Source organism: Mycobacterium colombiense CECT 3035, from assembly GCF_002105755.1.
Lineage (GTDB): Bacteria > Actinomycetota > Actinomycetes > Mycobacteriales > Mycobacteriaceae > Mycobacterium > Mycobacterium colombiense.
On sequence record NZ_CP020821.1, the window covers coordinates 5347994 to 5367933 of the forward strand.

Sequence of the window (19940 nt, forward strand, 5' to 3'; positions counted from 1 at the left end):
GCGACGGGGGGCGCGGCGCGCCGTTTGACGGCTGGATAGGCAGGGTATTGAAAGCGCCATGACCACCGCAGACGCCCTCGCCCCCACGCCCACCGGAGAGGTGTGGCCGGGTAGGGCCTACCCACTGGGTGCGACCTACGACGGCGCGGGCACCAATTTCGCCGTGTTCAGCGAGGTGGCCGAGCGGGTGGAGTTGTGCCTGTTCGACGCCGAGGGCGCCGAGAGCCGCGTCCCGCTGCCGGAGGTCGACGGCTTCATCTGGCACGCCTACATCCCCAACATCGAACCGGGCCAGCGCTACGGCTACCGCGTGCACGGCCCGTACGACCCCGCCGCCGGGCAGCGCTGCAACCCGAACAAGCTGCTGGTCGACCCGTATTCGAAAGCCATCGACGGGTCGTTCGAGTGGAACCAGTCGCTGTTCAGCTACAACTTCGGCGACCCGGACAGCCGCAACGACGACGACTCGGCCGCCAGCATGCCCAAATCGGTGGTGATCAACCCCTACTTCGACTGGGGCAACGACCGGCCGCCGGACCGTCATTACGCCGACACGGTCGTGTACGAGGCGCACGTCAAGGGCCTGACCCAGACCCATCCCGGCATCCCCGAGCAGCTGCGCGGCACCTACTCCGCGGTGGCGCACCCGGTGATCATCGAGCACCTGCAGAGCCTCGGGGTCACGGCCATCGAACTGATGCCGGTGCACCACTTCGCCAACGATTCCACACTGGTCGACAAGGGGCTGTCGAACTACTGGGGCTACAACACGATTGGCTTCTTCGCGCCCGACTTCAAGTACTCCAGCGCCACCACGCCGGGCGGTCAGGTGCAGGAGTTCAAGGCCATGGTGCGCTCGCTGCACGAAGCGGGCATCGAGGTCATCCTCGACGTGGTCTACAACCACACGGCCGAGGGCAACCACCTGGGTCCGACCCTGTCGATGCGCGGCATTGACAACGCCGCCTACTACCGGCTGGTCGAAGACGACAAGCAGTACTACATGGACTACACCGGCACCGGTAACAGCCTCAACGTCGGTCACCCGCACGCTCTGCAGCTGATCATGGACTCGCTGCGCTACTGGGTGACCGAGATGCACGTCGACGGCTTCCGCTTCGACCTGGCCGCCACGCTCGCCCGCGAGTTCTACGACGTCGACCGCCTGGCGACGTTTTTCGAACTCGTGCAACAGGATCCGACCGTGAGCCAGGTGAAGCTCATCGCCGAGCCCTGGGACGTCGGCCCGGGTGGATATCAGGTGGGCAACTTCCCTCCGCAATGGACGGAGTGGAACGGCAAGTACCGCGACACCGTCCGCGACTTCTGGCGCGGCGAGCCCGCCACCCTCGACGAGTTCGCCTACCGGCTCACCGGATCGGCGGATCTCTACGAGCACACCGCGCGGCGGCCGGTGGCGTCGATCAACTTTGTGATCGCCCACGACGGGTTCACGCTGCGCGACCTGGTGTCCTACAACGAGAAGCACAACGAGGCCAACGGCGAGGACAACAACGACGGCGAAAGCCACAACCGCTCCTGGAACTGCGGTGCGGAGGGGCCGACCGACGACGAGCAGGTCAACCAGCTGCGCGCCCGCCAGCAGCGCAACTTCCTGACCACCCTGCTGTTGTCCCAGGGCGTGCCGATGATCTGCCACGGCGACGAGCTCGGTCGCACCCAGAACGGCAACAACAACGGCTACTGCCAGGACAACGAGCTCACCTGGATCGACTGGTCGGTCGCCGACACGGGCCTGCTGGAATTCACCCGGACGGTGTCGGCGCTGCGGGCCGATCACCCGGTGTTCCGCAGGCGCCGGTTCTTCTCCGGCAAGCCGCTGGGCCGCCGCGGCCAGGACGGGCTGCCCGACATCGCCTGGTTCACCCCCGAGGGCGCGGAGATGACCGACGAGGACTGGGGCGCGGGGTTCGCCAAATCGGTCACCGTTTTCCTGAACGGTCACGGCATCCCCGACCGTGATCCGCGGGGGCAGCGGATGCTCGACGACTCCTTCCTGCTGTGCTTCAACGCCCACTACGAGCCGATCGAATTCACCTTGCCGCCAAAGGAATTCGGCGCGTCCTGGCGGGTCGTGCTCTTCACCGGACCCGAAGAGGACACCCCGGCCGACGAGGTGCCCGGGGGCGGCACCTTCACCGTGGACGCCCACACCGCGGTGGTGCTGCAGGCCCCCGACGGCGGCTGAAGACCGTGACACAAATCCGCCCGAACGTTACGTAGCGCCCCGCCTGCCGATACGCTGTGCCTGCAGCGAGCTCGTTACAGGAGAGGGCAAATATGTCAAGGACAGTGGTGGTCGGCGCCTCGAGTGGGCTGGGGCGTTGCATAGGCGTCGGTCTTGCGCAGCGCGGCGATCAGGTCGCACTGCTGGCGCGACGCCGGGAGCGCCTCGAGACCGCTGCGAAGGAGGCTGGGTCGGGCGCGATCGCCGTCGAGTGCGACATCTGCGACCAGGCATCGTGCCGATCGGCCATCGATCATGTCGCCGACGCGTTCGGCGGCATTGACAACATCGTCTACACCCCCGCCATCAGCCCGCTGGTCCGCATGGTGGACACCGACGCCGACACGTGGCGGCGCATCTTCGACACCAACGTCGTCGGGGCGTCGCTGGTGACCGCGGCGGCCATGCCCCACCTGACCGAGTCGGCGGGCAAGGTGGTCTACCTGTCCTCCGACGCAGGCCCCTACGGGCCGCCGTGGCCGGGCCTGGGCGCCTACGGCGTCAGCAAGGCGGCCCTGGAACGACTCGTCGAGGCCTGGCGGTCCGAACACCCCGACGTCGGCTTCACCAACCTGATCGTGGGGGAGTGCGCGGGCGGCGAGGGTGAGTCGGCGACGGGGATGAACGCCGGCTGGGATATGGATCTCACCATGCAGGCTTATCCGCTCTGGGTCTCGCGCGGCTGCATGCCCGGCAAGCTGATGCCGGTCGAGGACCTCATCGACGTGGTGCACACCATCCTGCGCACCAACGCCTCGACGTCGATGCCGCTGGTGGTTGCCCGCGGCGCGCCGGCCAGCCCCGCCGCGTTCGCCGAGGCCAATCAGTCTTAGCCGCGGCCGAGCCTCTCCTTGGCCAGGTCGGTGAGGAAGCGCGCCGCCGACGTCGGCCGGAAGGCCAGCGCCGCCTCGGTGAGCGCGTCACGCGACGCGGTGGGCAGCTCGATATCGGCGGCGGCGACGTTGAACTCGAGCTGTTCGACGCTGGACGCGCCGGGAATGGCGACCACGCCCGGGTAGCTGATCAGCCAGGCCAGCGCCACCTGTGCGGGTTTCGCGTCGACGTCCTTCGCGACGTCGCGCAACAGCTGCAACAGCGGCTCGACGCGGCGCAGGTTTTCGGTGCCGAACAGCGAGTTCACCGCCCGGACGCCGCCGGGACGGTTGTCGACGCCGTACTTGCCGCCCAGCAGCCCCTGCTCCAGCGGGCTGTAGGCGATCACGATGCGGTTCTCCCGTTCGGCGAACGGCACCAGGTTCTTCAGCGCCTTGGGGTAGGCGAGCGAGAAGTGCACCTGGTTGCTGATCACCGGCCGGCCCAGCGCGGCGTCGGCTTTCTGCCAGCGTTGCAGCGAGTAGTTCGAGACGCCGGCCGCGCCGATCTTGCCGCTGTCGAGGAGGTCGCGCATGCCCGGCATGATCACCGAATCGGGGAACACCGGGTTGGGCTGGTGAATCTGGTACAGCGGGATGCGGTCCAGGCCCAGCCGCTGCGCGCTGGCCCGGGCGCGCTGCTTGACCACCGCGGGGAAGGGGGCGACCGGCATGATCTTGCTGGCCACCGCGACGTCGGCGCGCTCGTCGCCCAGGGCCTCGCCCAGGATCCGCTCGCTCTTGCCCAGGCCGTAGACCTCGGCGGTGTCGAACAGCGTCACCCCCAGGGCGCGGGCGCGGCGCACGATGTCGCCCGCGGCGCCGGCGGCGTAGCTGTCCCCGTAACCCCACTCGCGTGAACCGAACTGCCAGGTGCCCAGGCCGATTCGGCTGACCCGGCCGACTCCGTCAACGTCGACAAATTTCATGGCCTGAGCCTAGTGGCGATCGCAAGCGCGGCGGAGCCGGGCGCGGCGGGTCGCCACCATTGGGTCAGTGGTGATCGCAAGCGCGGCGGAGCCGGGCGCGGCGGGTCGCCACCATTGGGTCAGTGGCCGTCGATGCACCTGCGCCGCTCAGCCGGGGATCTTGCCGAGGATGTAGTTGGCGATGCTGACCGCGGCGGCCCGGGGCGCCGCGCTGTCCGTGGTGCCGCTGGCGGAGACATTCAGGTCGATGACGACGTTGGCCTTGGCCGCGATCGCGCGCGCCGAACGCACCTGGATGCCCTTGGGCGTCAGGTCCAGGGTGGTGATGCCGTTGCCGGCGTCGGCGGGCGCGCTCACCGACATCGGAATCGGCTGCCCTTCGGGCGCGCTCACGGTGACGGTCGAGCCGCCGCACGCGCGCCATCCCGACAGCAGGGAACCCAGCTGCGCCTGGGCCGCACCCGGATCGCGGAACGCCGCGACGCCCTGGATGACCTGCATGGACTTCATCATGCTGCGGGTGTCGGTGAACTCACCGGCGTGGTATCCGGCCAGCGTCCCAGGGGTGTAAGCATCCGGGCTGCCGGCGGCGATGCTTTCCCAGCACTCCGGGCGGTCGATGCTGCCGTCATCCGGGGTGCGTCCGGGGCTGTTCCAGGTCGGGCCGACGTCGAGGTTCGCGTCGCCGGTGATGTTGCGCAGCGCGTCGAGCCCGGGCAGCAGGGTGGCGATCGTCTCGGGCGGGACCGTCGGCGGCGGCGGCCCGGCGGCCGTGCTGGAGCCGGGGGAGTTCCGGTGCGACGAGGTGGAGCCGCCCAGGGTGGCCCAGCCGGCCAAGGCGACGACCGCCAACATGATGAAGATGTACGACAGCGTCACGCCCACCAGCGCACGGTCCCGGCCGAGCTCGCCGGTGCGGCGGATCTGCGCCAGCCCCACGTGTCCCAGAACCGCTCCCACGGGCGCGAACAGGAACGCGAAAACCAGCGACAGCGTCGCCATGGTGTTGATCGGCGGGCGGTAGGGCGCGGACGCGGGTGGCGGCGTGAACGGCGGCGGCGACATGGCGGGCGGCTGCGCGGGTGGTTCCAGGTCGGGCGGCGGGACGCGGCCGAGCGGGTCGTAGCTCAGCGGGTTTTGCCAATACGGGTCCTGCGGGTTGGTCACCCCAGCGCCTCCTTACCGGCCGAACCTGCCCGAAATGTAGCCGACGAGGGCCCTCGCCTAAACCGGGACCGTCACAGCCGCGGCTTGGCGATGCTGACCACGTAGGGCGCGCGCGCGAACGTCAGGTAGACCCGATGCGGTCCGACCGCCATGCCCGACAGTTCGGCCGCCCGGGCATCGGGCGGCAGCCCCGACCGGTAGTCGATGGTGCGCAGCACGTGAATCCGCCCGTCCGGAAAGCCGGTGAAGCTGGCCGCCTCCAGCGTCACCAGCTCGTGGTCGGTGGCGGCGTAGATCCTGGTGTCGTCGGTGCCGAGTTCGCGGATCGGCGACGGCAGCCGCGCGCTGGCCAGTTCCTCCAATCCCTTTCCGCCGCGGCGGGAGTCGATCGCATGCAGAGTGGCGTCATCGTGGCCGGCGACGTAGCTGCGGGTCACCGCGGTGCCGTCACCGGCGGAGACCGCGACGTCGAAATCCAGTGAACCGCGTTGCGGCGCCGGCGACGACGTCCCCTGGAAGTGGCGGATGCCCGACGCGCCGAACAGGTGGTAGTCGAGCTCGCGGCCGCGGTTCGCGCCGTCGATGGTGTCGGCGCGCGCGCCGCTGACCGCGGTGGGGAGCTTGTGGTAGCCGTATTGGTCCACCGGTGTCACCGCCGTCCCATCCGCCGACAGCGCCAGCAGCATCCGCAATCCCGAGTCCTCCGACAGGTACGCCGGGGCCGGTCCGGCGTCGAAATCGTCGACCTGGCGCAGACTTTGCAGGTCGACCACGGCGACCCTGCCGCGGTCGGGCTGCGGCACGAACACGTCACCCTCGTCTTTACGGCTGATCTGCAGGTTGCGTCCGGTCGCGATGGGTGCGGAGGACTTCGTCTTGGCGTCGCCGCCGCGGTCGCCGGCGGTGACCTCGGCCAGCCGGTGATCGTCGGTGAGCGCGACCAGCGCATGCGTGCGGTAGGACCACACCGGCTCGTGCAACGTGACACCGGCGCGCCAGAGTTCGACGTCGGGCGCGGATTCCAACGACGCCCCGGGATGCGAACATCCCGTGGTGATGGCGGCCGCCGCGATCGCTCCGATGACTCCGTAGCGCAGCAGCGCGTGTGTGCGCTGGCCCGCGCGGGGACCCGTTCCGGCGCCCATTGACCGCGTGCTCCTTTCGCCGTTTGTCCAGGACATACCCCTTGCGGCCGGGGCCACACCCCGTTTGACGGTCGGATTCGTCGGGTAGCCGTTTCAGCGAGCGCGCACAGCCCCGCGCGCCCAACCAAAGATGGGAGGGGACACTGTGGCACCGACCGCCATCAAGTCGCCCACCGATGTGGTCGACTTCCTCGTCAGTCAGCACGAGCAGATCAAGGCGATGTTCGCCGAGACCCTGGCGGCGTCCGGAAAGGCCCGCGAGCAGGCCTTCGTCGAGCTTCGGCGGCTGCTCGCCGTGCACGAGACCGCGGAGGAAGAGATCGTTCACCCCCGCGCCAAGCGCAAGATCTCCAACGGCAGCGCCGTGGTGGACGAGCGGTTGAACGAAGAGCACGAAGCCAAGACCGTTCTGCAGAAGCTGGAAAAGCTCGACGTCGACAGCGAGGAATTCACTCGCGGATTGACGAAGCTGCGCGACGCCGTCATCGAACACGCCGAGCACGAGGAGCACGACGAATTCGCCAAGCTGGGTGAGGAATTGAGCGGCCAAGAGCTGGAACGCATGGGCCGCGCCGCCAAGCTCGCCGAGGCGATCGCCCCCACCCGCCCGCACGCCGGGGTGGAATCCCAGGTGGCCAACCTGGCCGCCGGGCCGTTCGCGGCGATGCTCGACCGGGCCCGCGACGCCATCATCGGCAAGGGCTGACACAGCCGCCCGCAGGCGTGGTCCCCCCGCTCGGTGGGGGAGCGGGGGTACCCACGCCGTCCGTCTCGTCATGGCCGCGACATCGAACGCCCCCGGCGCCGCCCGCTACCTCCCCGACGGGCGCGGACTCGACGCGCTGCGCGATGCCGCCCAAACCTGTCGTGGCTGTTCGCTTTTCGAGGACGCCACCCAAACGGTGTTCGGCAACGGGAACCCCGGGGCGCCGCTCATGCTGGTGGGCGAGCAGCCCGGTGACCAGGAGGACCGCGCCGGCGAGCCGTTCGTGGGCCCGGCCGGACGCCTGCTCGCCCGCGCGCTCGAGGACGCCGGCGTCGACCCGGCGATGGTCTACGAGACGAACGCCGTCAAGCATTTCAAGTTCACCCGCAAAGGCGGCAAGCGACGCATCCACCAAAAGCCCGGCCGCACCGAAGTGGTCGCCTGCCGACCCTGGCTGATCGCCGAGATCGAGGCGGTGCGACCGCGGGTCATCGTGTGCCTGGGCGCCACGGCCGCACAGTCGTTGCTGGGCAACGCCTTTCGGGTATCCACCCAGCGCGGCCAGCAACTGCGCCTGCCGGCCGGCGCCGAAGTGCAACTCACACCCGAGCCCATAGTCGTGGCGACGGTGCATCCTTCGTCGGTGCTGCGTGACCGCAGCGACCGCCACGACGAGGTGTACAAGTCGTTCGTCGACGACCTGCGTAGCGCGGGTTCAGGACTCACCAAAAGCCCGTGAGTCCTGAACCCGCCGGAGTCAACTCTTCTTGTGCGGCAAGAACTCCTGGGCCTTGGTCTTCAGGCCGACCTTGACGAAGCCCACCCGATCCTCGTCGCCGGAGAGCACCGCCGTGGTCGCCGACTTGAACTGCTCCCAGGTCGCGTGCGGCGGGATAGGCGGCATGTCCGGGTCGGTGTAGACGTCGAGCACCGTGGGACGATCCGCGGACAGCGCCTGGCGCCAAGCGTCGGACAATTCCTCCGGATCCTTGATGGCCATGGCGTTCAGGCCCAGGCTGGCCGCGAACGCGGCGAAGTCGATGTCCGGAAGGTTCTGGGACTCCGCGAATTTCGGCGCACCGGCCATGGCCCGCATTTCCCAGGTCACCTGGTTGAGGTCGTTGTTGTGCAGGACAGCGACGATCAGCCGGGGGTCTTTCCATTCGTTCCAGTACCGCTTGATCGTGATCAGTTCGGCCATACCGTTCATCTGCATGGCGCCGTCACCGCTGAACACGATGACGGGCCGGTCCGGGTGACCGAACTTGGCGCCGATGCCGTACGGAACCCCGGGACCCATGGTGGCCAGCGTGCCGGACAGTGAGCCGCGCATGTTGCCACGGAAGCGCAGGTTGCGCGCATACCAGTTGGCCGACGAGCCGGAATCGGCTGCGACGATGGCGTTGTCGGGCAACTGCGGCGACAGCTCGGAGAACAGCCGCAGCGGATTGACCGGGTGGGCGCTGACCATCGCTTCCTTGTCCATGGTCTCCCACCAGCGGGCCACGGTCTTCTCGATGCCCTCGCGCCACGAGCGGTCCTCCTTGCGGCGCAGGTGCGGGATCAGCGCCCGCAGTGCGGTTTTCGCGTCGGCGACCAGGTTGACCTCGTAGGGGTAGCGCATGCCGATCATCCGGCCGTCGACGTCGATCTGCACCGCACGGGCCTGACCGAACTCCGGCAGGAACTGCGTGTACGGGAAGCTCGACCCGACGGTCAGCAGCGTGTCGCAGTCGCGCATCATCTCGTAGCTCGGCCGGGTCCCCAGCAGACCGATCGAGCCGGTGACCCAAGGCAATTCGTCGGACAGCACGTCCTTGCCCAACAGCGCTTTCGCCGCGCCCGCACCGAGCAGGTCGGCCACTTCGGCGAGCTCTTGGTGGGCGCCACGGGCGCCGGTGCCCGCCAGGATGGCGACCTTCTTGCCGGCGTTGAGCACGTCGGCCGCGCGGGCGATGGCGGTGTCGTCCGGGGCGATGTCCGGGTACTCGATGCCGAGGCTGGAGGGCACCATCTTGAACGCGTGCTCGGGCGGCGAGTACGGCAGCTCTTGGACGTCGCTGGGGATGATCAGCGCCGTCGGGGCCCGCTGCGTCATGGCTATCCGGATCGCGCGGTCCAGCACGTTGGGCAACTGTTCGGGAACGGTGACCATTTGGACGTAGTCGCTGGCGACGTCCTTGAACAGGTTCAGCAGGTCGACCTCCTGCTGGTAGTTCCCGCCCATGGCGCTGCGGTTGGTCTGACCGACGATCGCCACCACCGGGACGTGGTCGAGTTTGGCGTCATAGAGGCCGTTGAGCAGGTGGATCGCGCCGGGGCCGGAGGTGGCGGCGCAAACGCCGACCCGGCCGGTGAATTTCGCGTAGCCGACCGCCTCGAAGGCGCTCATCTCCTCGTGGCGCGACTGGATGAACTTGGGCTTGTTGTCCGCGCGACCCCACGCCGCGAGCAGCCCGTTGATGCCGTCGCCGGGGTACCCGAATACATGTTCAACGCCCCACGCCCGCAAGCGCTCTAGCAGATAGTCGGAAACCTCTTTTTTGGACATGCTTTCCCTCCTCGGCAGACGGTTCTCAGTGCTGGCGGATGGGCGTGTGTGGCTATTGTTTGAACCACCCGCACGGCGGCGCCTTCGAGTCGCGGACCGGCCGATGACGGCCGCCGGTGACAGGCGTGACCGGTGCAGGCTGCCGCCGCGAGGGCGGCTTGGGCACTTCCCACACGAGCCCGGTTACCCGCATTCGCCGTTGTTATTCGCCGAAACGCGGCGGGTCAGGCGACTCTCAGCCAGCTTTCAGCTGGCGGTTGTGCAATGACCGATCGGGCAGGGCTCTGAGCCGGCTGCCCGGCCGCCGGGCGCGGGCGTGGTTCACGCGGTCTTAGGTAAGTCAGAGGATCCGGAAGCGCTGTGGCCCTTGGCCACTCGCCGGATCAGCATCCGGGTCGCCTTGTCCAGGATTTCCTGGGCCACATCGGGCTTACGAGCGCGTTCGGCGCGCCGCGCCGCCGCGGCGATGGTCAGCCCCTGCTCGTAGCCGGTGACTACGCGCGGGTCCACATAGGAACCACGCGCGACGGCCGGGGTGTTGCCCAGCTCCTCGGCCACCTCTTTCATCACCGCGGATTCGACGCGCTTGGCGACGCGGCGCGACACCGCCTCGTCGGCATCGGCAAACGCGGCGGCCGCCAGCACCGTCCCGTGCCACGTCCGCAAATCCTTCACGGTGTATTCGTCGCCGACGAGCTCCTTGAATCGCTCGTTGAGGTCGGCGGCACGCACATCGAGCCAGCCGGTTGAGGTGCGGCACACCAGCAGTCGCTCGGTGCGGTCGGGCCGGCGCATCAGCGCACGCACCGCCCGGACCACTTCGGGATCCTCGATCTCCACGGTGCGACGCACTCCGCTCTTGGCCGGAAAATCGAATTCCACGGCGGCACTGCGGACCACGACGTGCTCACACAACAGCGTGGACAGGCCGTAGGACTCGTGTTCCTCGGCGTATTGCTCGCCGCCGGCGCGAAAGTAGCCCCGATCGAGCAGCCGCAGCGCGAGCGCCAACACCCGCTTGCGGGTCAAGCCCTTGCGCGTCAGGTCTTTGGCGATCTCGGCCCGCCACGCCGGCAGCCGGGTGGACAGTTCCAGCACGCGATCGAACTTCTCCTCGGCGCGTTCCTGCTGCCAGGCGGGGTGGTACAGATACTGGCGGCGGCCCGCCGCGTCGACGCCCACGGCCTGAATGTGGCCGTTGCCGTACGGAGAAATCCACACTCTCTTCCAGGCCGGTGGAATCACCAGATCCTTGATGCGCTGCAGGGTTTCCGGGTCGGACACCCTCTTGCCATCCGGCCGGTAATAGGCGAAGCCTTTACCGCGACGCTTGCGCGCTATACCCGGCTTGCTCAATACGCTCCGGCGCAGCCGCATTGTTCGCCCTCCAGTTCTGGTAGCTGACTGCACAATTACCCGCCGGAGAAGTTGTTCACACCGTGAGAAAAGGCGCCGCGACGCGGAAACGACCCGCCACGGCGTCGTGGCGGGTCGTCTCGGACCGCGATCAGCCGGCCATGAACTCCTGGTACGCCGACTCCAGGTACGGCGGCAGGGCGGAAACGTTGCACTGCCGTTCGGTGTCGCCGATCGGTGCCAGGATGCCGCGCAGATCGTTGTACTCCTGCGGGTGGCCGGTGAAGTAGCCGCGCAGGCTCGATTCGGCCTGCGGACGCGGCTGCCCGTAGGCGGCCGTCACCACCTGGTTGGCGCCCGGATGCGCGGCCAGGTACTGCTGGGCGGAGCCCTGCACCGAGGAGACGGTGTTGTTCACACCGGCCGGGCTGCAGTCGGGTGCTGCGGCCGCCGATGGCGCACCGACGACGCCCATGGCCATTCCCCCGAGCACGCAGCCGGCACTGATCCCGGCAACTTTTCGGCGCGCGACAATGCTGCTGATTTTCATGATGTTTGTTGTCCTTCGAAACGAAAATGACTTCACTCGCAAGAGGCTCCCGATCCTCGAAATCCAAAGTAGCGGAAGCCGGCAGTGGCGTAGTTCGCTGACGACGAACGCCGGCGGCCGCCAGGGCGCCACACCGGGTCTTTTGCTAAGCGAACGATCAAGGGATCGAATCGTTTTTAAGAAAGCGGGCCGGTTCCTAAGGAATAGTCCTCGGGATCGTGACGAAATCGTTATCCGGGACCGGGATTGCAGCCGTTCCCGTCGGGACCGTGGTGGCCGTTGGTGCTGGGCGGAGCCATGGTCTGCAGCCACGTGTCGACGTCGGGGCCGACGACCACCGCGCGCCCGGACGCCAGCAACGCTCCGGCGCCGAGCGCGACGACCGCGGGCTCCACGGTTCGCACCTGTCGGCTATCACCTTGCTGGGCAAGGAGTTTCGAGGTCAGATCGGGCAACCGAATGGGGTCCGGACCGGTGATGGTGCGCGGCGAGTGCGTCTGCCCCAGGGCCGACTCGACCAACACGTCGGCGACGGTGTCGGCGGCGATGGGCTGGATCAGCCAGTCCTCGACGATCACCTCGTCGGCGCTACAGGTCACCGCGTCGTGGTTGGTTGCGAATTCGTACCACTGCGTCGACTTGACGATCGTCGCCGGCACCGGACCGTCCAGCAGGATTTCCTTGGCTTCGCGTTTGGCTTCGTAATAGGGGAAGCCGTCGAACACCGGGTCTTCGATGCCCGCCATCGTCGACACCACCAGGCGCTGCACTTCCTGGCGGGCGCACGCGGCCATGATGTTGCGCGAGGCGGTGGCGAGCGTCTGGGTGATGTCGGACCGCCCGTCGGGTGGCACGGGATTGGATACGTCGATGGCGACGTCGACGCCCTCGAGCGCCCGTGAAAGGTCCCGCCCGTTGAACAGGTCGACGCCGTGCTCACGCGAGATTTCGACGACTGCGACGTCGCGCGTTTTCAGCCTGGCGGTGACGCGGGAGCCGGCCGTTCCCGTCGCTCCGATGACGGCGATGGTGGTCACTTGCTCTTCCCCCCTTCCATGCCGCGGCCTACATGTACCCGGTTAATCCTCGTTCAAACTGATTGATTGGCCGGTTGATACGTGAGCCGCGGCGGGAACCGCCGCGGCCGTGATCACGCGCACATCGGCCGCCGCCGTCCGGGCGTAACGCGAACCGCGGGCGTTTGGCGGGCCCTGCGGTGGGAACGCCCTTGGTGCCATCGAGCGCAAGCTCAGTAACCACCGAGAGCGAGGTCGAACCCATGGGGGATGACAAGAGCGGGCCGGAAGAAGCGGTCAAGGGCGCCGTCGAAGGCGTGAAGGGCAAGGCCAAAGAGGTCGGCGGGGCCGTGCTCGGCCGCGACGATCTGTCCAGAGAGGGCCAGGCCCAGCAGGACAAAGCGGACGCGCAACGCGACGCGGGCAAAAAGGAAGCCGAAGCGGAGTCGGCGCGCGCCGGCGCGGACGCCGCCGAGGAGCGCCAGAAGAAGAACCAGTAGGCCACCCGCAACGGGGCCCGGTCCGATTGTCGGGCCGGGCCCCTTTCGCGCGTAAGGTATTCCGTCGGCGTAGGCCGATCGATGTTTCAAGCCGTTCCACCGGGCAATCCCCGGCTTGAGCCGCCTTTCGGCACGCGGAGCGCGGTGAAAGAGCGAGGTGGAAGATGGGCCTGCGAAGTCGGTTGTTCAGCGTGGTCGCCTTTTTGCGCGCGGGCTACCCCAGGCCGGCGCCTGAGGTGGGATACGCACCGCTGCTGGCGTTGTTGCCGCGGCGAGTGTCCGACGACGAAATCCTCGCCATCGCCAAGCGACTCCTCACGCCCCGCCGGCACGCCATCGACGCCGTCGAGGTCGGCGTGGAAATCATCGGCGTGACCGACGAAATGCCTTCCGCCGCCGACGTCGAGCGGGTTCTGGTCGCCGTGCAAGCGGGCCGCCACGACGGCTGAACCGTCACACCCGCTGGAGGTCCACCACCAACGGACGGTGGTCGGAAATGGTCATGGGATCCGACTCCACGGCCCCGCCGCGCAGCCGGTGATCGTCGGTCAGGATGTGGTCGAGCTGGCGGCTGGGCAGGTCCGCGGGAAAGGTCGGGGCGGCCGCCAGCGCCCGCATCCCCGACCAGCGGCGCACCGTTTTCGGGGTCATGTTCAGGTCACCGGTCAACAGCCGGGGTCCCGGAAAACCGCGCAGGTCGTGAATCAGCCGGCGCAGCTGGCGCCGATTCCAGCCCGGGACGAAGGACAGGTGCGTATTGGCCACCGTGAGCCCGCCCAACGGGGTACGCAATTGCGCGATGACCGCCGCACGTGGTTCCTCGTCGACGACCATGACCCGGTTCGGGCCCGGCAGGTACATCGGAAAGCGCATCGGGATGCGGGGTAGCCGCAGCACCTGCCAGCTGTCCACCGGGTATCGGGACAGCAGCGCGATTCCGTACGCGGCGGTGCCGGGCTGCTCGCGGCCGGTCGCGGCCATCCACGTTGCCCCGGGCGTGCCCGAAATGGCCGCCACGAACCGGTGTTCCACCGCACCCATGGCTTCGGCCGCCGCGGCGGTCAGGTCGGCGCGCTCGGAGCGGGGTTGATCGCAGTCGACCTCTTGCAAGCTGAGCACGTCCGGGTCGAGGCGGCGCACGCAGTCACGCAGCCGCTGGACGACGACACCGTCGCCGACGGTGCGGCCATGCAGGATGTTGAACGTCGCGACACGCATAGGTTTTCGCCTACCCACTTTCCCCCTCGTGCAGTCGCGTGCGTTACCGCCGCGGGCTGAGTGCGCTGCGGCGAGCCGGGTGCGCCCGGTCTCGGAGCGGGCTAGCGGAATACGACCTCGCCCACCGCGAGCAACCGGGGCAGCACGAAGCCCGGCAACCTGGGGGCGGCTCCTGCGGCACCGCGCTCGAACTGGCTTCGATAGCACTGCGCGGCACGGCGTTTGCGCTCCATCGCCCAACTGGAAGTGGGCACCGCGTAGGCGCGGTCCCAGGGGACGGCGTCATCGGCCGGAAATGCCCAGTGCCACATCCACACCGGATACTCCAACAACGTCGACCCGGTGAGTGCGCAGGCGGCCGAGGCCGCACGCCCCACGGCCTCGTGATCGGGATGACCGTCGCCCCGCCACGTCGCGGCACACCAGGTTGCCGGGCCCGGGCCGGCGTCGTCGAGGACGGCGGTCAGCATCTCGGTGATTGTGTCCTCGTGCCGTGTCAGCTCAGCGTCGGGCAGGCCCAGGGCCTCCGGCGGAGGAATGTTCAAAAGGTTTGTTGCTCTGCGTAATTCGTAACGACGGATGGTTTCCATCCGAAGCCGCTCCGACGCCGACGTACCGGGCCGGGCGGCGCCACCGTCGGTGGCGCAGACCACTCGAACGGGAACTCCGGCGGCGGCCAACTGGGTGATCATCGCACCCACGCCTAGGGTTTCGTCATCGGGATGCGCGGCCAGCACGATCAGCTGCTCGCACTCCGTCAGGTCCAGTGCCGGCAGCGGCCGCTCCTCGAAACTGGCCAGCCACAACGGCGCCGGCGTGCCGCCGTGGGTCAGCGGCTTGGCCGCAAACCGGGTGCAGTTGCCCGCCGACACCGTTTTCATGGCGCCCGCATCCCCTGCTGGCCCGCCAGCCGGCCGAGCTCGGCAAGATCCCGCTCGGCGTGGCTCTGCCGGATGTAGATGCTCAGGTCGGCGACCCGCTGCGCGTGCCGGCCGTCCTGGCACAGCGGCCCGGGGCCCAACGCGCGTCCGGTGCGGGTGATGGCTTCGTCGACGGCGTGTTCCACCACCGTGCGCACTCGACGGGCCAGGAGCTGCGCGGTGCCGGCCCGGTCGAACGGATCATCATCGATCTGACTCGCGGCCGCCGCCAGGATCGCATCGCTCGCGGCGAGCGCGGCGTCCACCGCGCCGAGGTGCGCCAGCGAGTATGCGTCCGCCGACTGGCTTGCGGCGCACCGGTATAGCGGGTCGGCGACCCTGCGCGCACCGCCCAGCCAACACGCGGCCACACCGATGGCGCCGTGCCAGAACCCGGGCCGATCCAGGTAGGCGTCGGGGTCGCCCACCGCGACGGCTTGAGTGTTGGTGAACTGGACGGGCCGAGTATCGCTGCCCGCCATCCCGGCGTTCCACCAGGTGCTGGGCAGCGCCTTGACGGTTGGATCGGTCGCGGCGACCGCGAACAGCCCGCGCGTTCCGTCGTCGAGCGTCGCGGTCACCAGCGCATGGGTGCAGAATCCGGCGCCCGCACACCACACTTTGGTGCCGTTCAGGGTGACCGCGCCATCGCTTTCGGTGGCCGTCAACGTGGCGTCGGGCGCTTCGGCGGCCCACACGCCCCACAGCTGACCCGGTTCCGGTGGCTTGCCACCCAATTCGTTGAGTATCGCGACCGCATCGACATGGGATTCGGCGATCCGGGCCGCCACGATGTTCTCCTCGGCCAGCCGCGCCAGACGCTGCCAGCGTTCGGCCGTGCGCCCCGATGCCGGGAAGGGCAACTCGAGCCGCCCGGATTCCAGCCAGTGCTCAACCAGACCCGCCGTCACGCGCAATCACCCGCCGCCGTTCTCCCCAATTGCGTGAGGTAGTCGGCGAATCCGTAAGGGTCCCGAGCCTGGATCCGCTTCGATGTGATCACCGACAAGTCGGTGTCTCGATGTATGTGGTAGCCGGCGGCCTCGAACCGCTCGACCAGGTCGGCCTTTTCGCCGGTCGCCCCGATGTGAAAACCTCCGACGTGCCAGTACGCGCGCGCGGCGAACCCCATGTCGCCGTCGACGACCTCGTGCTGGGTCTGCCGGGCGTGGGTGCCGGCTTCGTAGCACCGCATGACGCCGACGACCATGTCCGCGCCGGACCGCAGCTGATCAAGCAGCCACCGCGGGTCCACCCGGCTGCCGGCGTCGGCGGTGGCGAACCAGGTCCTGGTGTCGTCGCCCAACAGCGATCGGGCGTAACCGAAGCCGACCGCGCGGGCGGTGCCGGCGTTGCGGACGTCGACGCTGATGAAATGCACATCGGGGCCGTACTCGCCGGCGAACTCGTCGCTGCCGTCCTCGCAGCCGTCCAAAACCACCACGACCGTGACGGGGATCGGCGCGCACAGGGCGGCGGTCAGCACCGCGCGCAGACAGGCCGGCAGCTGCGCACGCTCGTTGTGGGCGGGGATCACTACGGCGGCAGCGTCGTATGCGCGTGGCACGGCGGTTGACATAACCCGAGATTTCCCAACTAGCAGGAAGTTAAACGGCCCTGGCGCCCGCCCGGGTTCCCCCCGCGGCAGGCCGGGTATCACCTATCCACCATGGCAGCCAGCGACGCCCTCCCCGACGCCACAGCGTGCACCGCCCAGCTACGGGACGCGCTGCGCCGCGCTGCGTCGGCGCTCAAGGAGAACGGGCCGCGGTTCGCCTTGGCCGGCAGCTACGCGTTATGGGCCTACGGCGCACCGGAACCCAGTCACGACGTGGACCTCGTGGTGGCCGAGGCCGATGTGGAGGCCGCCGTGGCGACCCTGGCGGACGCCGGATTCGCCATCGAGCGGCCGCCGGAGGATTGGCTGTTCAAGGCGCGTGCCGGCGGCATGCTGGTGGACGTCCTGCATCGCATCAACGGCGTGCCGGTCGATACCGAGACGCTGGACCGTGCCGAACAGTACGACGTGTTGGCCATCGCCATGCCGGTGTTGCCGCCCACTATGGTGCTCATCCAGCAACTGCGCGCGCTGGGTGAGCATCACTGCGACTTCGCCAGGTTGCTGCCCGCGGTGCGCGCGGTGCGTGAACGGCTGGATTGGGATGACATCAAGCAGGCGACCGCCGACAACGATTACGCGGCCGCCTTCCTGGTGCTGGCCGACCGGCTCGGCCTGACCGCCTAGTGGTTACGCAGTTTGGCCACCAGCTTGTCTTTGGTCAGGCTCGAATAGCCCGACATGCCAAGCTCTTTGGCGCGCTTCCTCAGTTCGGGAACTGTCCAGTCCTGATACGACCCGGACTTGCCGCCCCTGCGGGAGACCTTTGACTTCCCCTGTCCTGCGGCCGCATTCGAGATGCGCGCGGCCTTTTCCTTGGAGTCGCCCTTCTTGCGCAAATCCTGGTACAACTTTTCGTTCTTGATCGACGAACGCGGCATGATTCATCCTCCTGTCCACGATGAGACGCCCTAACTGTCCGAGTGCCCACCCGGGTCGCATAAAAAACACACGTCCTAGGCGGGAACCGGGTCTGTGCGCCGCTCCCAGCACCGGTGTCGCGCGAGGGCGGCGGCGAATTCCTCGGCGAAACGGTCCGGCAACTCGTCGGCCGCGGCCTTGGTGGTGATGACGGACTGATCGTTGAGCACGTCGGTGTCCTCGGCCAGGCGGTTGGTGACTCCGGCGGTGCGCAGCAGGTCGACGCCCGCACCGTAGGCGCCGATCGGCTTCAGGTGCTTGTAGGCCTCGGTCACGAAGTGCACGGCGTAGCCGTCGTTGGACAACGTCGATATCGACCGCGGCCCGCACGCCACCACGACGGCGTCGTAGAGCACCGAGGCCATCGACGTGAACGACCGGTCGACGGGCAGTTCGCCGCCGGACCCGCCCTCCAACGTGCCGCCGGCGACCGGGGCAAGCACCTCGACCACCGCGCCGCGTTCGCCCATCTGCTCGATGAAGCGTTGGGTGCCCACCACGTCGACCCCGTCGGCGGCCAGGACGGCGATCTTGCGCGAGGCGATGGTGTCGCTGACACCGATCTGCGAGAGCGCCGGGGACGCGGTCACCCCGTCGTCGACCGGTTCCTCGGGCGGCTCGGGCAGCCCCAGCTTCGCGGCCACCTGCGCGGCCAGCCCTGCGTCGACCCGCGCGAGTTGTTCCACGACGGCCGAACGGATCTCGGGCATTTCGACCTTGCCGAGTTCGAAGGCGAACGCGGCGACGATGTGTTCGGCCTCCACCGCCGACATGCTCTGCCAGAACATGCGCGCCTGGCTGTAATGATTTTCGAACGACTTGGCGCGCTTGCGCATTGCCTGCCCGTCCAGCCGCTCGGTGTAGTGGCGAAACACGTTCTCGTCGGCCAGCGCGGGACAGCCGCCGCCGATGCTGTTCTTGAAGTAACTGGTGCGGCCCTGCGGGATCGCGTGCTGCCCGTACCCGTCGTGCTGGTTGGTGCGGACCTCGGCCACCGGCCGGTTGATCGGCAGCTGGGCGAAGTTCGGGCCGCCCAGGCGGATCAGCTGGGTGTCCAGGTAGGAGAAGTTGCGGAACTGCAGCAACGGATCGTTGGTGAAGTCGATGCCGGGCACCACGTTGGCCGTGTGGAACGCCACCTGCTCGGTCTCGGCGAAGAAGTTGTCCGGGTTGCGGTTCAATACCATCTTGCCCACCGGGCGGACCGGAACCTGTTCCTCGGGAATGATTTTCGTCGCGTCGAGCAGGTCGAAGTCGAACTTGAACTCGTCCGCCTCGGCGACCAGCTGCACCCCGAGCTCCCATTCCGGATACTGGCCCGATTCGATGGCCTCCCACAGGTCGCGGCGGTTGTAATCGGGGTCCTTGCCCGCGATCTTCTGGCATTCGTCCCAGATCAGCGAGTGCACGCCCAGCCGGGGCTTCCAGTGGAACTTCACGAAAGTCCCTTCGCCGCTGCTGTTTACCAGCCGGAAGGTGTGCACGCCGAAGCCCTGCATCATGCGGTAGCTGCGCGGCAAGGCCCGGTCCGACATCAGCCACATGATGGTGTGCAGGGTCTCGGGCTGCAGCGACACGAAGTCCCACAGTGTGTCGTGCGCCGACTGCGCCTGCGGAATCTCGTTGTGCGGCTCGGGCTTTACCGCGTGCACGAAGTCGGGAAACTTGATGCCGTCCTGGATGAAGAAAACCGGGAAGTTGTTGCCAACCAGGTCGTAGTTGCCTTGTTCGGTATAGAACTTGGTGGCGAAGCCGCGCACGTCGCGGACCGTGTCGGCGGATCCGCGCGACCCGGCCACCGTGGAGAAGCGGACGAACACGGGGGTCTGAACCCCCGGACTGGTCAGGAATTTCGCCGCGGTGTAGTCGGCCAGCCAATCGTCGTAGGGCTCGAAGTAGCCGTAGGCGCCGGCTCCCCGCGCGTGCACCACGCGCTCCGGAATGCGCTCGTGGTCGAAGTGGGTGATCTTCTCTCGGGCGTGGAAGTCCTCCAGCAGGGTCGGGCCCCGCTCTCCGACGGTCAGCGAGTCGTCGGTGTGGTCGACGCGAACGCCCTGCTGTGTGGTCAGGTATCCGGTGTCGCGGCGGAACCGCGCGGGCTCGAGATCGCGTTGCTTCGGATTCTGATCGGTGGCCATGTCGTGCCTCCTTTCAACGGAGGGGAGTACCACCGCGCAACCGGGGCAAACGGCGCGAATGCGGCCCTATTCATCGCGTGAGCGG

20 protein-coding genes are annotated in these 19940 nt (G+C 68.2%); 7 read left to right on the forward strand and 13 right to left on the reverse strand.

All coding sequences use genetic code 11. From position 1 onward, the window contains the following. The first annotated feature begins 58 nt into the window (after window positions 1–58). Both glgX and B9D87_RS25300 read left to right on the forward strand, forming a co-directional pair. A complete protein-coding gene (gene glgX / locus B9D87_RS25295; RefSeq protein ID WP_007772958.1) occupies window positions 59–2209 on the forward strand; it encodes a glycogen debranching protein GlgX in 2151 nt (716 codons plus the stop codon). A gap of 104 nt (window positions 2210–2313) precedes the next feature. Beyond that, window positions 2314–3081: an SDR family oxidoreductase gene (locus B9D87_RS25300; RefSeq protein ID WP_007772957.1), complete on the forward strand. Its 768-nt coding sequence runs from the start codon at window positions 2314–2316 to the stop codon at window positions 3079–3081. On the opposite strand, the gene B9D87_RS25305 is transcribed toward B9D87_RS25300, so the two are convergent. The 3 genes from B9D87_RS25305 to B9D87_RS25315 form a co-directional block, all read right to left on the reverse strand. Further along, window positions 3078–4049, reverse strand: a complete 972-nt coding sequence (locus B9D87_RS25305) for an aldo/keto reductase (protein ID WP_007772956.1) — start codon at window positions 4047–4049, stop codon at window positions 3078–3080. The two genes, B9D87_RS25300 and B9D87_RS25305, sit on opposite strands and share 4 nt — an antisense overlap. 147 nt (window positions 4050–4196) lie before the next feature. Then, a complete protein-coding gene (locus B9D87_RS25310; protein WP_007772955.1) occupies window positions 4197–5216 on the reverse strand; it encodes a sensor domain-containing protein in 1020 nt (339 codons plus the stop codon). A gap of 71 nt (window positions 5217–5287) precedes the next feature. Beyond that, window positions 5288–6361 carry a hypothetical protein gene (locus B9D87_RS25315; RefSeq protein WP_007772954.1) on the reverse strand — a complete coding sequence of 358 codons (1074 nt, stop codon included), beginning with the start codon at window positions 6359–6361 and terminating at the stop codon, window positions 5288–5290. 145 nt (window positions 6362–6506) lie between these two features. Here B9D87_RS25315 and B9D87_RS25320 point away from each other — a divergent pair, with 145 nt between their 5' ends. Next, window positions 6507–7067, forward strand: coding sequence for a hemerythrin domain-containing protein (locus B9D87_RS25320; protein WP_007772953.1), 561 nt, complete (start codon window positions 6507–6509; stop codon window positions 7065–7067). A gap of 70 nt (window positions 7068–7137) precedes the next feature. Then, window positions 7138–7806 (forward strand): UdgX family uracil-DNA binding protein, encoded by a 669-nt coding sequence (locus B9D87_RS25325; protein ID WP_007772952.1) that lies wholly within the window; start codon window positions 7138–7140, stop codon window positions 7804–7806. Between the two features lie 18 nt (window positions 7807–7824). On the opposite strand, the gene B9D87_RS25330 is transcribed toward B9D87_RS25325, so the two are convergent. From B9D87_RS25330 to B9D87_RS25345, 4 genes are all read right to left on the reverse strand, one after another. Next, window positions 7825–9618, reverse strand: coding sequence for a thiamine pyrophosphate-requiring protein (locus B9D87_RS25330; RefSeq protein WP_007772951.1), 1794 nt, complete (start codon window positions 9616–9618; stop codon window positions 7825–7827). Window positions 9619–9939: 321 nt separating this feature from the next. Next, the gene (locus B9D87_RS25335) at window positions 9940–10995 is read right to left on the reverse strand and encodes a DNA topoisomerase IB (RefSeq protein WP_040630905.1); all 1056 of its coding nucleotides are present in this window, start codon (window positions 10993–10995) and stop codon (window positions 9940–9942) included. A 130-nt stretch (window positions 10996–11125) separates the two neighbouring features. Next, window positions 11126–11524: a heme-binding protein gene (locus tag B9D87_RS25340; RefSeq protein ID WP_007772948.1), complete on the reverse strand. Its 399-nt coding sequence runs from the start codon at window positions 11522–11524 to the stop codon at window positions 11126–11128. A gap of 230 nt (window positions 11525–11754) precedes the next feature. Continuing rightward, window positions 11755–12561, reverse strand: a complete 807-nt coding sequence (locus B9D87_RS25345; protein ID WP_007772946.1) for an SDR family oxidoreductase — start codon at window positions 12559–12561, stop codon at window positions 11755–11757. Between the two features lie 242 nt (window positions 12562–12803). On the opposite strand from B9D87_RS25345, the gene mbp1 reads away from it, so the two are divergent. Both mbp1 and B9D87_RS25355 read left to right on the forward strand, forming a co-directional pair. Further along, on the forward strand, window positions 12804–13040 hold the full coding sequence (gene mbp1 / locus B9D87_RS25350; RefSeq protein WP_007772944.1) for a microaggregate-binding protein 1: 237 nt from the start codon (window positions 12804–12806) through the stop codon (window positions 13038–13040). Between the two features lie 164 nt (window positions 13041–13204). Continuing rightward, window positions 13205–13489: a DUF3349 domain-containing protein gene (locus B9D87_RS25355; protein ID WP_007772942.1), complete on the forward strand. Its 285-nt coding sequence runs from the start codon at window positions 13205–13207 to the stop codon at window positions 13487–13489. A gap of 4 nt (window positions 13490–13493) precedes the next feature. On the opposite strand, the gene B9D87_RS25360 is transcribed toward B9D87_RS25355, so the two are convergent. From B9D87_RS25360 to B9D87_RS25375, 4 genes are all read right to left on the reverse strand, one after another. Then, a complete protein-coding gene (locus B9D87_RS25360) occupies window positions 13494–14258 on the reverse strand; it encodes an endonuclease/exonuclease/phosphatase family protein (protein ID WP_007772940.1) in 765 nt (254 codons plus the stop codon). 101 nt (window positions 14259–14359) lie between these two features. Then, window positions 14360–15139, reverse strand: a complete 780-nt coding sequence (locus tag B9D87_RS25365; protein WP_007772938.1) for a PIG-L deacetylase family protein — start codon at window positions 15137–15139, stop codon at window positions 14360–14362. Further along, the gene (locus B9D87_RS25370) at window positions 15136–16089 is read right to left on the reverse strand and encodes an acyl-CoA dehydrogenase family protein (RefSeq protein ID WP_007772936.1); all 954 of its coding nucleotides are present in this window, start codon (window positions 16087–16089) and stop codon (window positions 15136–15138) included. The genes B9D87_RS25365 and B9D87_RS25370 overlap by 4 nt, the downstream gene beginning before the upstream one ends. Beyond that, window positions 16086–16757: a glycosyltransferase family 2 protein gene (locus tag B9D87_RS25375; protein ID WP_052002537.1), complete on the reverse strand. Its 672-nt coding sequence runs from the start codon at window positions 16755–16757 to the stop codon at window positions 16086–16088. Before B9D87_RS25375 ends, B9D87_RS25370 begins: the two co-directional genes overlap by 4 nt. A gap of 90 nt (window positions 16758–16847) precedes the next feature. On the opposite strand from B9D87_RS25375, the gene B9D87_RS25380 reads away from it, so the two are divergent. Further along, the gene (locus B9D87_RS25380) at window positions 16848–17423 is read left to right on the forward strand and encodes a nucleotidyltransferase (protein WP_007772932.1); all 576 of its coding nucleotides are present in this window, start codon (window positions 16848–16850) and stop codon (window positions 17421–17423) included. Here the strand turns inward: B9D87_RS25380 and B9D87_RS25385 are convergent. Then, entirely contained in the window at window positions 17420–17677 is a 258-nt protein-coding gene (locus B9D87_RS25385) for a DUF7218 family protein (RefSeq protein WP_007772931.1), read from the reverse strand. The two genes, B9D87_RS25380 and B9D87_RS25385, sit on opposite strands and share 4 nt — an antisense overlap. 75 nt (window positions 17678–17752) lie before the next feature. Beyond that, window positions 17753–19855, reverse strand: a complete 2103-nt coding sequence (locus tag B9D87_RS25390; RefSeq protein ID WP_007772930.1) for a catalase — start codon at window positions 19853–19855, stop codon at window positions 17753–17755. Window positions 19856–19940 lie beyond the last annotated feature (85 nt).